Raw genomic sequence first — 15,274 nt, forward strand, 5'->3', positions numbered from 1 at the left:
TTAGGTGATTTTTGCTTGACGCTAAAATAGATTTCTTGTATTATATTCTATGGGCGCTTTACAATTATTTGTGAAGCCAGAATCGGTTAACAAGCTCCCTGTTCATTTTGAATAGGGAGCTTGTTTTTGTTTTTTGTTGTTTCCCAGAGAACTGAAGGATTAGCATTGGCTAAGAAGAAAAGGAGAATATTTATATGACCAAATATGTTTTTGTAACAGGTGGCGTTGTTTCCTCATTAGGTAAAGGAATCGTTGCGGCTTCACTCGGTCGTTTATTAAAGAATCGTGGCTTAAAAGTAACGATTCAAAAATTTGATCCATACATCAACGTGGATCCCGGTACAATGAGCCCTTACCAACATGGTGAAGTTTTCGTAACAGATGATGGTACTGAAACTGATTTAGATCTTGGCCATTACGAACGTTTCATCGACAACAATTTAAATAAATATTCTAACGTGACGACAGGTAAAATTTATTCAGAAGTTTTACGTAAAGAACGTAAAGGTGAATACCTTGGCGCAACTGTTCAAGTCATTCCACATATCACAAACATGATTAAAGAAAAAATCATGCGTGCTGCGACAACTACTGATTCAGATATCGTCATTACTGAAATCGGTGGGACTGTTGGTGATATTGAATCACTACCATTCTTAGAAGCACTTCGTCAAATGAAGGCGGATGTCGGTGCTGAAAACTGTATCTACATTCACACAACATTGGTGCCTTACTTAAAGGCTGCTGGTGAAATGAAGACTAAACCAACACAACACAGTGTTAAAGAATTACGTGGCATTGGTATCCAACCAAATGTCTTGGTTTGTCGGACTGAAAAAGCAATTCCAGATGACATGCGTAACAAAATTGCGCAATTCTGTGATGTTGAACCTGAAGCAGTTGTTGAATCACGCGATGCAGAATCAATCTACGATATTCCATTGTTATTGAAGAACCAAGGTTTAGATGATTTTGTCTTGAACCACTTCAAGATGACAGCGCCAGAAGCTGACATGACAGAATGGATCGACATGTTACACACAATCAAGAATCTTGAAGGGACAAAGAAGATTGCCTTGGTTGGTAAATATATCGAATTACAAGATGCTTACATCTCAGTGAATGAAGCATTGCGTCATGCTGGTTATGTTTATAATACAGACGTTAAAGTGACACCAATTCAATCAGAAGATATTACGAAAGAAAATGTTGCTGAAACATTAGCTGGTTTCGATGGCATCATCGTTCCTGGTGGATTCGGCGATCGTGGTTTGGAAGGGATGATTCTTTCAATCCAATATGCTCGTGAAAATGATGTCCCATATCTTGGTATCTGTTTAGGGATGCAAATGGCAAGTATCGAATTTGCCCGCAACGTTGCTGGTATCACAGATGCCACAACTGGTGAAGTGCACCCAGATGCAGAACACAAATTAATCGACATCATGTCAGATCAAAAAGATCTTGAAAATATGGGTGGGACACAACGTCTTGGCTTGTATCCATGTAAGTTAAAACCAGAGACTAAGACTGCCGAAGCTTATGATAACCAAAGTGTTATCCAACAACGTCACCGTCACCGTTATGAATTCAATAACGAATACCGTGACTTGTTAACAGACAAGGGCTTAGTATTTGCTGGTACTTCACCTGACAACCGTTTAGTTGAAGTCATCGAAATTCCAGAAAATAAATTCTTCGTGGCTGCACAATATCACCCAGAATTCTTATCACGTCCAAACAAACCAGAAGGCTTGTTCAAAGCATTCATCGGCGCAACAATGTAATTAACAAAAACTCGACCTATATTATGGGTCGAGTTTTTTTGTCCACTGATTCACAAGGGATTCAATGTCTGAGTTAATTAAAAAGTTATTGCTATGAACTATAATTTGTTATAAAACGAATGATATTCTGAGAATGGCTTGTAATTTAGCAATTAATTAATTATTATTATACGTGTATGACTTATTTAGAAACGATATAACATGTTTTTAGGTATGTTAACAAATCAATAATCAATTAAATAATAAACTTGGAAAGCCAAAAGCGTACTTTAAGTTGCAATAACTTAGTTAATTAGTCAACGGAAGTTTGCTCTTTTGTTATGAATCGAACGGAGAAATCTAAAAAATGAAAAAAATGTTAATTCAAGGCGGTAATCTTCTATCAGGGGAAGTGACAATTGGCGGCGCTAAAAACAGTACGGTAGCAATTATCCCAGCAGCGATTTTGGCAGAATCCAAAGTTGTTCTGGATAGTGTGCCGCACATCAAGGACGTCAACAGCTTACTATCAATTTTAGAAGATATGTCGGTTACTTCAACCTTCACGGGCGATACGGTTGAAATTGATCCGACAAATATTGTATCAACACCTTTACCAAGTGGTAAAATTCAAAGTTTACGGGCTTCATATTATTTCATGGGGGCTTTGTTAGGACGTTTTGGTAAAGCAATCGTAGGCTTGCCGGGTGGCGATGATATCGGACCACGGCCAATCGACCAACACATTAAGGGCTTCGAAGCTCTTGGTGCGGTGGTTACTAATAATCATGGTGCGATTGAAATTAATGCACCGGAAGGCTTACACGGCGCTAAAATTTATCTAGACATGGCATCAGTTGGGGCAACCATTAACCTATTATTGGCTGCTGTTCGTGCTGAAGGTCAAACAGTCATTGAAAATGCTGCGCGTGAACCTGAAATTGTCGATATTGCGACTTTCTTAAATAATATGGGTGCGAAGGTTCGTGGAGCCGGTACTGATATTATTCGGATTGAAGGGGTGGCACACTTATATGGCCACAACACACATACGATTATCCCTGACCGGATTGAAGCCGGGACTTACCTCAGCATGGCAGCTGCCATCGGTGACGGCGTGAACGTTAAAAATATTATTAGTGAACATATGGATGCCTATCTTGCTAAGTTAGAAGAAATGGGCGTTAAGATGGATGTTAAAGAAGACAGTATTTTTGTTTATCCATCACCTGATTTGAAGATGGTACAAGTCAAGACAATGCCATATCCTGGTTTTGCGACTGACTTACAACAACCATTAACACCTCTTTTATTAAAAGCACAAGGGGAAGGCCTGGTTGTTGATACGCTTTATCCTAAACGGACGCGTCATGTCCCAGAATTAATTCGGATGGGTGCGGATATCTCAATCGAAAATGATGTTATCTTATTGCACCATGCAGATAAATTGCAAGGCGCAGAAGTGTCAGCCGATGAAATTCGCGGTGGCGCATGTCTAATGATTGCAGGCTTAATGGCCAACGGTGTGACAACCATTACGAACGCAAGTAATATTTTAAGAGGATACGATCGCGTTATTGATAAACTAACGGGCCTCGGGGCTGTCGTCAAAATGGTTGAAGAATAACCGCGAACGTCTATTGTTTTTTGTTGGCATTCGTGCTAATATTTAATGGTTATGTAAACAAATATCTCTGACATAGTAAATATCTCAGGGCGAAACTTAAGTTGAGTGCCATTTCGGTGGCACACTAACTTTAGTAAAAAGGAGCGGAAAAGACATGAAACAAGGTATTCATCCAGATTATCACAAGGTTGTATTTATGGATTCATCAACTGGCTTCAAGTTCATCTCAGGTTCAACTGCTAACTCAGCTGAAACTGTTGAATGGGAAGACGGTAACACATATCCATTAATTCGTGTTGAAATTTCATCAGATTCACATCCATTCTACACTGGTAAACAAAAATTTACTCAAGCAGATGGTCGTGTCGATCGTTTCAACAAAAAATATGGTTTTGCAGACAAGAACGCTGCCAAATAATTATTTTGGAACCGGGGAATTTTTCCCTGGTTTTTTTTTGCACAAAAAAAGGCCCGATTGGACGTTCAATCGGGCCTTTTGCGGTTATTTAATGTGTAATTGCTGAATTTTATGCGTACCGATACAAGCCAGCAGAATTATTGGGAAAAATTGAAGCGGTAATAAGAAGAGTAATAATGTCGCCGTGACGTACGGTTGCGCTACGATGATTGTACAGCTGACGGCTACTACGGTTGCAACAAGCAATCCTGGGGTGTAGGGGAAGAGGACCGCCAAACTTAAGCCAATTGCTGCACTGGCGAAGATGGCTGGAAAAATTTTACCACCGCGCCACCCGAAAGCAAAGATGAGGTTGGTTAAAACTGTTTTGCCAAGTCCGATTAAGAGTAAGTAGCCAAACGATTGATCCAAGCCGGATTTGGTAAAGGTTAGTAAATAGTGTTCTCCGGAAAACAGTAAATAGGGGGACAATAGACCGCAAGCGCCTAGGCAAATACCAGCGATAACGGCGAGTAAAACTGGTCGGTGAATGGTGTCGGCAAGCCACTGACACCATTGTTCAATTTTTAAAAATAGATTGCCAAAAACGAATCCGACAATTAATGCTAAAATAAGTAATGGCCAGACTACCAATGTCCAATGAATGGTTGGCGTGTGTAAGGCAAACGGGCTTTCTTTGGGGAATAATTGATTGACCAAAGTAAAACCAAGTAACCCCGTGGCCGTCGTTAGAATATATAATAGCATTTGGTTGAAATGGGATTTAAAGTGTTCGCGAAGCGGCGTTTTTTCAATAGCCTCACCCACACCAGCGAATGGAGCGTGGAAAATAGTAGCCAACATGGCGCCAATTCCCATATTTAAAAATAGTGTTTGTTGGTGGACTGTTAATTTAAGGCGATCACCCAACCAAGTGATCAAGCCGCCGACGATAGCTGATAATGCTGCTTCGGGCCCTAAACTGGCACCGCAAGCTAGGACGACTAAGGCCGCAATGATATTTTTACCAACTTGATGCTGATAGGCAACGGCGCCGGTTTGCTTGAATTCGCTAAGCGTTTCGTGCATTGTTTTCGGATAAGGCCCCCAATAACGTTGCATTAAACCAACGAGGATGCCACCGAATAATCCGATGACTAAGGGATAGGTAGGGTGGTTGAAATGTGAATAACCAACTTGCCAAATGAGGTGGGTGCTGAGGTTGATAAGCGCTAAAAAGGCGGCGGCTAAGCCACCAATCAATAAGCCTAACAGTAAGCTGTATAGCACAAAAATAATTTTAAATTGCGTGGTTTTAGTGGTTGATGATGGCATAGGCCCTCCTAAAAATGGGATTATTTATGCACTATTATGCACTAACCACGCGTATTTGACCATAGTAGAATTGTGATTAATCATGGAGGAGAATAATAATGAAAATTGATCGGTTACAAGCATTTAGTGACGGGGTTTTTGCGATTTTGCTGACACTGTTAGTGTTAGATTTTAAGTTGCCCAACTACAAGATTGGGCATTTGGGACAAGCCGTAATCGCGCAATGGCCCATTTTAGCAGCGTATATGTTATCATTTTTTTATGTAGGAACGTTATGGTTATTTCATCATGACTATTTTGCTAAAATTAAACGGACGAATTGGCAACTCAATATCTTAAATTTAATCCTATTGTTTGCCATTACGTTGATTAATTACCCGACGAGTTTGTTATCCGAAGCAGTTGCGCAACGGAATTTAGCGGACATTCGCTTTGCATTCACAAGTTATGCACTGGTGGCGTTGGTGATCTCGGGTCTATTTTGGGTATTGTATCGTTTTATGGCGGTGCATCAAGATTTGATGATCCACCAAGAACAACACGAACAATTCTACCGAGCCATTCGCAATGATCCATTACGAAGTGTGCTGATTTACGTAATTGCATTGGTGGGGATTCAGTTTAATGTCGTTGTCGGGGCACTATTAATCCTCTTGGGGAACATCTTCCACTTTATCGCGTATTTGCGTTTGAGTCGGAATATTGAAAAACATCATTTAATTGAATAAGGAGTGATAAAAGTGGCAAAACGAACACAAAATTGGCGCTGGGTCGATTGGGTCTACGTCTTCACGATTGCGAGTCATTTGCTATATATCGGAATTGCTTTAGAAGAAATGTTAAATCATCCCGATCAAAATGCGGGTTTAGCCTTTACGATGGTTCAAGTTGTTGGGGGGCTAGTCATTGCGACCTTACCAATTATCTTGGAACGGTTTATGCGTTATCGATTTCCAGAAATATTATATGCCGTTTATTTAGTTTTTATCTATTGTTCGATCTTATTAGGGACCGGGTTACATTTTTACAGTCAAATCTATTATTGGGATAAATTCCTGCATATTTTAAGTGCTGGTTTGTTGGCAGGCTTAGGGTATACGATTTTTTCAGCCCTAATTTCGGGCCACTTACGCCAAACGATTTCGCCGCTATTGATGAGTTTATTTGCCGCAACGTTTGGCAGTACAATTGGTGTTTTCTGGGAATTCTACGAGTTCACAGGCGACCGTTTGTTAGGCCTAAACATGCAACGCTTTATGGCAAATGGCCACTTACTACGTGGGCAAGCGGCCTTAGTTGATACGATGGGCGATTTATTAGCAGATGTGGTCGGCTCAATTTTAATCGCAATCATTGGCTATTTCTGCATCAAACATAACCGAGAATGGCTAAATAAATTAACGTTCACCAAGAAATAAGAGTGATATAACAACCGGTTTGATTCTGAGCACTTGTTCAGTCGATTGTTTGTGCAACGTAGCAAGGCACAGGAGTCAGGTTGAGTAAACGCGTTTTAAAGTTAAAAAAGGGCGCTAAGACAAAATTATTTTTGTCTTAGCGCCCTTTTTGTTAGTCAAATTTTTATCGGCTAAACGTGTTTTATCAGTCATATTCTTGCGGTTAACGCCGAATGTCAAACGATTGCTGTCAGCAATCATTCGCCACTCTCTGTTAATCCTCAGAATAGCCTCGACTGATGGCACACTCTTTTTATTAAGATGTTTTTTTAGCCGCGTCTGCTCGATTTTTACGAAGAACATGGGTATTTTGATTGACCCAAAAGAGGTTGATTACGACTAAGACGGTGGTGGAAATGAAGACCCCACCATAACCGAAAAAGCCAGAAACGCTTGAACCAATTAGCGGTCCGGCAACATTGCCCATTGCCTGGAAGGATTGGTTATAACTGAAAATACGGCCGGCGGAATTATGCGGCGAGTATTTTGCTAGAATGGTTTGAACTTGTGGTAATAAAGCTGCATCGGCAATCCCGACAAGCAGACGCAAGGCGCCTAATTGCCAAACGTTTTGAACGAACGCTTGGGGGATGTAGACGAAGACCGCGAAGATCAAACCACCAATCAGGATTTTATCGGACCCGATTCGATCACCGAGGGCACCAAAGCGCGGTGCGGCAATCAGGGTCGCAATCCCCGGAATCGCGGCGACAATCCCGCTGACTAACGCGACATTTTTGCCATGGTCCATTAATTGGCGAACGTATAAACTTAACAACGGACTAATCGAGTTGTTGGAAGCTTGAATAATCATTGTTGTGACAAACATCCCGATAATTAAATGGGGATATTTAAGATTTTGGATCAGTTGTTTACCGGGAACTTGATCGCCTTTTTCGATTGGTGTGAAGTTTTCATGAACGAAAGCTAAACAGAGTAAGAAGACGACGAATAAAATGGTTCCGGTAATGAAGAAGGTCGTTCGGTAACCAGTCATTTCAGCAACAACGCCACCAAGTAGTGGGCCTAACAAAGTCCCAGAAACGGTCCCAGTTGTCAGGGTTCCTAAGGCTTGACCACTCTTTTCTTGAGGAGCGGAAGTTGCGATGAGGGCGTTTGAGTTACTGATATAACCAGAAAATACCCCTTGCAACAAACGGAGTGCAATCAGCTCGTAGACGTTTTGGACTAAGCCCATGGCCCCTAGGACAATGGCCATTCCAAGTGAAGCACGGAGTAACATTAATTTACGACCGCGGCGATCGGCAATTTTGCCCCACCAAGGCGAGATAATGGCCGTTACTAAGAAGGTGATCGAGTAGGTTAACCCACTCCACATGCTTAGTTGTGCGGCGGAAAAATCGCCTAACGTATCTATATAAAGTGACATAAAGGGCATGATGAGGCTAAAGGCAACCCCGGCCATGAAATTCCCAAACCATAAAACAACAAGGTTTTGCTCCCATTGTTCTCTGGGTCTGAATAAACGTTGACGGATATGAGTCAACATGAAACAATCATCTCGATTCTAATGAGTTAAAGCGGCGACCATTGCTTTTGATAAGCTTGGTAAGTCGCTAGTAGTGCAGGTTGTTGTGCAAAAATTTGCGCCAACTGTTGACTCTTAGCTTGAGGCAATTGGCGTTTAAAATATAAACGTTGTGTATGGTAGGCGTCTAATGCGCATTTTTGCTGTTCTAAGGTACCAGATTGCGCGAAAAAGAGCAGCCAGTCTAAATACCAGTCTTTAGGGCTATCAGCCTCGTAAAGCGCTAGTAGCGCCATTAATTGTTCAGCAGGTGCAATTAATAGGTAGTGATTACGTTGCAACGGCGTCAGCGTCAAGTCATCAGTTTCAGGAACGACAATCGGTTTGGTACCTAATTGTGCGAGAAACTGGGAAAAAGAGGACGCAACAGTCAGCCACTGGTCAACTTCGGTATCAATGTAGCGAATGCTGGGATTATCAGGTGATTGTTGATAATCGAACGCAAAATATTGCGTACCGTGTTGACTAAATGGTATCAAATAATCAGGCCATTGCGCCACTTCTATGACTGCTTGTGAACCCGTTGCAATACCAGCGAGATAATGACACTCAACGTGGTCTAAACCATCACTAGTCGGTTCGCTAGTGGGAAGGCTGAAGCGGCTTAAAAAACCACCGTTAGTCTCTTGGCATAGTGCTAAATAATCCGCTGGTAAAGCTGCGTTAGGTTTGATAAATCGCGGATCGGTCAGCCCGCTATCCGCAATTGTTGGGTGTGCAGAAAACATGTGAGACCTTCCTTTGCTAATAGGGATATCTCTCTAGTTTACCACTAATCGACGATAGTTTTGAATTTTGTTAAGAATAATAATTCTGCTTTATTTGTGAATAAGAGTCTGCTACTATGAAGACAATATCAAAAGAAAAGAGGATTAGTTTATGCTATGGTTAGTTGTGATTATTATATTAGTATTAATCGTTGGGACCGTTGCGTTTTACATCAGCACGTATAATGGCATGGTCAAAAGCCGCAACTGGGCAGATGAATCATGGAGTCAAATCGATGTGCAACTCAAGCGCCGGAATGATTTAATTCCCAACTTATTATCAACGGTGAAAGGTTACGCTAAATACGAACAAGAAACATTTACCAAAGTTGTAGAAATGCGTAATCAATTATTAGAAATGCCAAGTGATGATCGTCAAGCAACGATGGCTGTTTCTAATCAATTATCAGAATCATTGAAGAGTATCTTATCATTAACAGAAAGTTATCCAGATTTGAAAGCAAATGCTGAATACATGAAGTTGATGGAAGAATTAACGAATACTGAAAACAAGATTGCTTACGCACGTCAATTGTTCAATTCAAGTGCAACTCGTTTTAACAATAAAATTGAAACTTTCCCAGGCAACATCATCGCTGGGGCACACAACTTCCAAAAGACGGCTTACTTAGCAACGCCAGAAGTTGAAAGAGAAGTGCCAAAAGTTTCTTTCGATTAGAGTGTGATCTGAAATGTTATATGAACAAATTGCACAGAATAAACGCCGGACTGTCTACGTGATGATTGGTTTCTTGATGCTCGTACTCGCAATTGGTGCGGCATTAGGTTATCTCTTCATGCAAAATACTTTGACGGGTGTGATCATTGCAGCGGTCTTAGCGGCCGTTTATATGGTGATGATGATTAGTAATTCAACCAACGTGGTCATGCAGATGAATCACGCACACGAAATTAAGGATGCCAGTCAGTATCCAGATTTATGGCATATTGTTGAAGATATGGCAATGGTCGGTCAGATTCCAATGCCGCGGGTTTTTATCGTCGATGACGATAGTCCAAACGCCTTTGCAACGGGTAATGATCCTAAAAATGCCGCGGTTGCTGTAACGTCCGGTATTATGGCCCGGTTAAATCGTGAAGAATTAGAAGGCGTGATTGCCCACGAGGTTTCACACATCAAGAACTACGATATTCGCTTATCGACGATTGCTTTGGCGTTAGCTGCGGTCATCTCGTTACTTGTTAATATCGGTAGTAATATGATGTGGTGGGGCGGCGGTCGTGATCGCGATGATGACCGTGAAGGTGGCGCAGGCAATGTGATTGCCTTAGTCTTTTCAATTCTTTTAATGATTCTGGGGCCATTAGCGGCTAGCATTGCACAGATGGCCTTGTCGCGAAATCGTGAATACTTAGCGGATGCTTCCGGCGTTGAGTTGACTCGGAATCCAGAAGGGTTAATCAATGCTTTATTGAAGATTTCTAATAGTGAACCGATGCAAGCTGCGGATCCGTCTAGCGCGGCGTTGTATATCTCAGATCCGTTTAAGGGTCGCGGTAGCTTTGGTGCGCATTTATTTGATAGTCACCCACCAATTGAACAACGGGTCGAACGTTTACGTAATATGTAGTAGTTATTAATTAGCTTAAAAGAGACTGATCGCAATTGTTTGCTGATCAGTCTTTTTTTGTGTGAAACTTTCGGCGTCTGACTGATTAACGGGTATAATGAATGTAAGGTGGTGGGGATGATGGTTAATCAAAAATTACGACGATTAATGAATTTACAGACGGTACTGATCACGCAATTGCAAGATCGCCAAACAACGGCAGTCATGCGGCAAATGATACAACAACAATTATTGCCACAAGTACGTGGTCAATTGCTGTTGGCGTTACAGGACAAGCGGTTATTTCAACTGCCAACTGCAACCCAAACAAAGCTGGAACAGTTGTTAATTCAGAATTTGATTGAGCCAAGTAATGGTACGGCCTTAAGTGCGCTTTGGCTAGAGACAACCCAATTACGGTACCATCTTCCCACCAAAAACGGACTGGTTGCTCATTTTGCCCAGTTAGAGTTGGAAAACTGGGATGATAATAGCTTGCGGGCTTATGCCGGCATTATCAGACACCAAGAACCGTTGTTTAATCTAACGGCTGCCAATCGGGCGCTACATCGCGTGGGGTCACCACTTTATCAGCAACTATATCAGGCTTATGGGGACCGAACAACGAATCGGTTGATTAATTGGCAGCGAGCTAATTTAGTTTTGATGCAGTTGGGGGCGCAATTAGATGCGCACCATTTTTTACAATTAGCGGCAGAAGATTTTGAAATCTATTCAGAAATGCCACCGGACGCACCGTTTTTAAAGACGTTTGCGCAGAGTGTTCAACTTGCTTTTAAGGGCCAAGATTTGACGGATCAACGGCTGCATCAATTTAGAATGTATCTGGATCGGCAGAATATTCAATATATTCGAACCCATTTTAAGGCTGCTGGTGATTCTGACGAAATGGCACTCCAAAAATTTATCGCGCAACGGCAAAAGAAGCAACGGGCTTATTGGTTGAAAAGAGAACCGGCCCGCTTGCATAATAAATATATGCGTGGTGTCACTTTTAATTCGGATGCTAACTTGAATCGTAAACGGTTGACGCCTGATTTTCATAGCGAATTTATCATCAATCGAACTGGGCAGTTTGTGACGCAGTGGGATGTGTTACGTTATCGGACGCCCCATCAAATTGAGAGTGATCCGGCACAATATGTATTGAATATCGCCGAAAAAAATGCGCTGTTAAATGGCGAGTCTTTCAACTATGCCAACCGTAATAATTTACAACATGCTCAACTGGATAGTCGGCCGCCACGCCAATTAGATCATCAATTACGCGACTGGGCCTTTGCCGGCTGGCAGAGCCCTAGTAAACAACAATATCGGCAATCAGCAGAAAAAAGTGATGCCTATTCACGACCTTATTAACCGATTGGTCGGTTAGAATCCGCTGTTGGTCTTTTGAAATTTTATGGTACAATGTTGCGTAGTTAACCACGCCAAATAGTCGTGTGGACTTTTTATAAGAATCATAAAAATAAGATTAAAAGCTGAGACTTTTGATCACTAACCAATAGGAGCTATTTAAGATATGAAAATGCAATTGAGCGAAATTGCACGGATGACTGGTGCGAAAAATGAGACTGAACAATGGGCGACAGTAGAAGTGACGAGTGTTGCTTTCGATGCGCGTGAATTACGGCCAGGGGCGTTATTTGTCCCACTAGCCGGTAATCGGGATGGTCATGATTTTATCAATCAAGCACGAGAAAACGGTGCGGTAGCGACATTATGGGCCAGTGCACGTGATGATCAACCAACTGATTTTCCAGTATTACTTGTGAAAGATCCGCTAGCAGCGTATCAACAATTGGCCAAACGGTACTTACTAAAGATTAATCCTAAAGTTGTGGCGATTACTGGGAGTAATGGTAAAACAACCACTAAGGACATGACAGCTGCTGTATTGGGCAGTCAATATAATATTCATAAAACACAAGCAAACTTTAATAATGAAATTGGTGTCCCTCAGACAATCTTGTCAATGGAAGCCAATACTGAAATTCTCGTCATTGAAATGGGAATGGACCGTCCTGGACAATTGCATGCTTTAAGTGAAATCGCAATGCCAGATGTGGCCGCCATTACCATGATTGGTGAAGCACACATTGAATTTTTCAAAACACGGGATAAAATTGCCGATGCCAAGATGGAAATCACCGACTTTTTAAAAGAAGATGGTTTATTGGTTTATGATGGCGACGAACCACTCTTAAACGAACGCGTTGGCGATTTGGAACGTGAAACTTTTGGGAGTGCAACAACCAACACACTTTATCCAATTCAAGTCCGTGCTGGTGAAACGAAGACGCAATTTAAGTTGAATGCTTGGCCAGATGTGGCTTTTGAAATTCCAATGATGGGTGCGTACAACGTCAATAACGCCTTAGCCGCTATTTTAATTGGGCAACATTATCACATTAAACCAGAAGTGATGAGCAAGGCGTTAGCTAATTTTGAAGTAACGCGTAACCGAACAGAATGGTTGGTCGGGACTGCAGGTCAAAGAATGTTGAGTGATGTGTATAATTCAAATCCAACAGCGGCTATCGAAGTGTTACGCAACTTTAGCCATTTTGAAACTGATGGCCGTCGAATCGCCGTCTTAGGGGACATGTTGGAACTCGGAACGGCAAGCAAGAAACTCCATGAGAGTTTGGCAACGGTCTTAGATCCTGCTCAAATCCAAGAAGTTTATCTATTTGGGACGGAAATCAAACCACTATTCGATAAGCTTGCAACAATTTATCCGGCAGAACAACTACACTACTTTGAAAAAACACAGCAACCTGAATTAATTACCGCTTTAGCAGAAACTATCCAACCATCCGATTTAGTCGTCTTAAAGGCTAGTCACGGCTTGCATTTAGAAAAAGTAGTGGCAGCTTTGACAACTGAGAACGATTAACAAGTTAAAAAGAATTTTAGCTGATACATTTACGGCGGTAGAGTCGGGTTCGCACGACTAATTAACGTCGTAAAACAATGAATATGCCCATAATCGGGTTAATTCTGTTTGCTAATTAATGGTGAGCGTGATAAGCTATTAAGGAGCTTTTTTAATGAAAAAGGCTCTTGAAAACAATTATATTACAAGACAGATTTTTGAAAATGGTGTAACTGATGAAGTGGACCTGTTTTGTAATGGCATGTTTTTTACAAAACAAGGAGGAACACTATTTGAAATTCTCAGAATTAGGTCTATCAGAACCAATCATGAAAGCAATTAGCCGCGCAGGCTTTGAAGAAGCAACACCAATCCAAGGGGAAACAATTCCTTTGGCATTAGCTGGCAAGGACGTTATCGGCCAAGCTCAAACAGGGACTGGTAAAACAGCTGCTTTCGGTTTACCAATCTTACAAAACTTAGATTTAGATAACCCGGATATCCAAGCATTAATCATTTCACCAACACGTGAATTGGCCATCCAAACACAAGAAGAACTTTATCGTTTAGGTCGCGACCGTAAAGCTAAGGTTCAAGTTGTTTATGGTGGTGCTGATATTCGCCGTCAAATTCGTTCATTAAAAGATCACCCACAAATTCTTGTTGGGACACCAGGTCGTCTATTGGATCATATCAATCGTCGGACTGTTAAATTAGATCACGTTAAAACATTAGTTTTAGATGAAGCTGATGAAATGTTAGACATGGGTTTTGTGGATGATATCGAAAGTATCATCAAACAAGTACCTGAAAAACGTCAAACATTATTATTCTCAGCAACATTACCAGCACCAATCATGGAGATCGGTAAGAGCTTCATGACAAATCCAGAAATGATCAAAGTGAAGTCAAAAGAATTAACTGCTGACTTAATCGATCAATATTATGTTCGTGCTAAAGACTTTGAAAAATTCGACATTATGACCCGTTTATTCGATGTTCAATCACCAGAATTAACATTGATTTTCGGTCGTACAAAACGTCGTGTTGATGAATTAACACGTGGTTTGAAGGCTCGTGGCTACAATGCTGAAGGTATTCATGGTGATTTATCACAACAAAAACGGATGAGCGTCTTGAAATCATTTAAGGCTGGCCGTTTGGATGTCTTAGTTGCAACAGACGTTGCTGCTCGTGGACTTGATATCTCTGGTGTAACGCATGTTTATAACTACGATATTCCTCAAGATCCAGACAGTTATGTTCATCGTATTGGCCGTACTGGCCGTGCCGGTAAATCAGGTGTTTCAGTTACTTTCGTGACACCAAACGAAATGGAATACTTACGGATTATCGAAGAATTAACGAAGAAACGGATGTTACCTTTACAACCACCTTCAGAAAAAGAAGCCTTCAAGGGTCAATTAGCAGCAGCTGTTGCTGATATCAACTCAATGATTGAAAAAGGCCAATTAGCTAAATACAACGAAGAAGCTGAAGAATTATTAAAACAATTCTCAGATGTTGAATTAGCTTCAGTTCTTTTGAAGACAATCAGTAAAGAAGCCGTTCCAGTTAAGATCACACCAGAACGTCCATTGCCTTCACGTAAAAAGGGTGGCAATCGTGGCGGAAACCGCGGCGGCAGTCGTGGTGGTAATAGCGGCAATCGTCGTGGCGGTAACGGCGGTGGTTATCGTGGTGGTAACCGTCGTAGTAATGGCGATGGCAAACGTCGTGGTAACGACAGCAGTAAAGATGGCCGTCGTAGCAGCAGTAACGGTGATAGCAGCAAACGTCGTAGCAACGACAATCGCGGCGACAGCCGTAAGAAGACTGATGGCCGTTCAAAACGGAACTTCACGATTCGGACAAACGATAAATAATTAACGTTTAATAGCGTCCT

General features: G+C 41.6%; 13 protein-coding genes. 10 read left to right on the forward strand and 3 right to left on the reverse strand.

The window, feature by feature from the left end; genetic code table 11:
• The first annotated feature begins 194 nt into the window (after nt 1-194).
• The 3 genes from ACPBEH_RS09200 (at nt 195) to ACPBEH_RS09210 (ending at nt 3,811) form a co-directional block, all read left to right on the forward strand.
• Nucleotides 195-1,787 carry a CTP synthase gene (locus ACPBEH_RS09200; protein ID WP_424348975.1) on the forward strand — a complete coding sequence of 531 codons (1,593 nt, stop codon included), beginning with the start codon at nt 195-197 and terminating at the stop codon, nt 1,785-1,787.
• A 346-nt stretch (nt 1,788-2,133) separates the two neighbouring features.
• Complete coding sequence (locus ACPBEH_RS09205) at nt 2,134-3,393, forward strand: UDP-N-acetylglucosamine 1-carboxyvinyltransferase (RefSeq protein WP_011375320.1); 1,260 nt, start codon at nt 2,134-2,136, stop codon at nt 3,391-3,393.
• Between the two features lie 154 nt (nt 3,394-3,547).
• Entirely contained in the window at nt 3,548-3,811 is a 264-nt protein-coding gene (locus ACPBEH_RS09210; RefSeq protein ID WP_004270647.1) for a type B 50S ribosomal protein L31, read from the forward strand.
• 84 nt (nt 3,812-3,895) lie between these two features.
• Here the strand turns inward: ACPBEH_RS09210 and ACPBEH_RS09215 are convergent, their stop codons facing one another.
• Nucleotides 3,896-5,125 (reverse strand): chloride channel protein, encoded by a 1,230-nt coding sequence (locus ACPBEH_RS09215; protein WP_424348976.1) that lies wholly within the window; start codon nt 5,123-5,125, stop codon nt 3,896-3,898.
• Between the two features lie 98 nt (nt 5,126-5,223).
• On the opposite strand from ACPBEH_RS09215, the gene ACPBEH_RS09220 reads away from it, so the two are divergent.
• The gene (locus ACPBEH_RS09220; protein WP_056947551.1) at nt 5,224-5,853 is read left to right on the forward strand and encodes a TMEM175 family protein; all 630 of its coding nucleotides are present in this window, start codon (nt 5,224-5,226) and stop codon (nt 5,851-5,853) included.
• Nucleotides 5,854-5,865: 12 nt separating this feature from the next.
• Nucleotides 5,866-6,543 (forward strand): hypothetical protein, encoded by a 678-nt coding sequence (locus ACPBEH_RS09225; RefSeq protein ID WP_424348977.1) that lies wholly within the window; start codon nt 5,866-5,868, stop codon nt 6,541-6,543.
• A gap of 295 nt (nt 6,544-6,838) precedes the next feature.
• Here the strand turns inward: ACPBEH_RS09225 and ACPBEH_RS09230 are convergent, their stop codons facing one another.
• Nucleotides 6,839-8,092 carry a multidrug efflux MFS transporter gene (locus ACPBEH_RS09230; RefSeq protein ID WP_424348978.1) on the reverse strand — a complete coding sequence of 418 codons (1,254 nt, stop codon included), beginning with the start codon at nt 8,090-8,092 and terminating at the stop codon, nt 6,839-6,841.
• Nucleotides 8,093-8,118: 26 nt separating this feature from the next.
• Nucleotides 8,119-8,859 (reverse strand): SMI1/KNR4 family protein, encoded by a 741-nt coding sequence (locus ACPBEH_RS09235; RefSeq protein ID WP_407129289.1) that lies wholly within the window; start codon nt 8,857-8,859, stop codon nt 8,119-8,121.
• A 151-nt stretch (nt 8,860-9,010) separates the two neighbouring features.
• Between ACPBEH_RS09235 and ACPBEH_RS09240 the strand changes: the two genes are divergently transcribed.
• The 5 genes from ACPBEH_RS09240 (at nt 9,011) to ACPBEH_RS09260 (ending at nt 15,254) form a co-directional block, all read left to right on the forward strand.
• Nucleotides 9,011-9,577: a LemA family protein gene (locus ACPBEH_RS09240; protein ID WP_104964523.1), complete on the forward strand. Its 567-nt coding sequence runs from the start codon at nt 9,011-9,013 to the stop codon at nt 9,575-9,577.
• Between the two features lie 13 nt (nt 9,578-9,590).
• Nucleotides 9,591-10,490: a zinc metalloprotease HtpX gene (gene htpX / locus ACPBEH_RS09245; RefSeq protein ID WP_011375311.1), complete on the forward strand. Its 900-nt coding sequence runs from the start codon at nt 9,591-9,593 to the stop codon at nt 10,488-10,490.
• Nucleotides 10,491-10,607: 117 nt separating this feature from the next.
• Nucleotides 10,608-11,849, forward strand: a complete 1,242-nt coding sequence (locus ACPBEH_RS09250) for a DUF3114 domain-containing protein (protein ID WP_424348979.1) — start codon at nt 10,608-10,610, stop codon at nt 11,847-11,849.
• 163 nt (nt 11,850-12,012) lie between these two features.
• Nucleotides 12,013-13,389, forward strand: coding sequence for a UDP-N-acetylmuramoyl-tripeptide--D-alanyl-D-alanine ligase (locus ACPBEH_RS09255; protein WP_011375309.1), 1,377 nt, complete (start codon nt 12,013-12,015; stop codon nt 13,387-13,389).
• Between the two features lie 272 nt (nt 13,390-13,661).
• On the forward strand, nt 13,662-15,254 hold the full coding sequence (locus tag ACPBEH_RS09260) for a DEAD/DEAH box helicase (protein ID WP_424348980.1): 1,593 nt from the start codon (nt 13,662-13,664) through the stop codon (nt 15,252-15,254).
• The last annotated feature ends 20 nt before the right edge of the window (nt 15,255-15,274 follow it).

The sequence above is a fragment of the Latilactobacillus parasakei genome (assembly GCF_049674265.1).
Taxonomy (GTDB): domain Bacteria; phylum Bacillota; class Bacilli; order Lactobacillales; family Lactobacillaceae; genus Latilactobacillus; species Latilactobacillus sakei.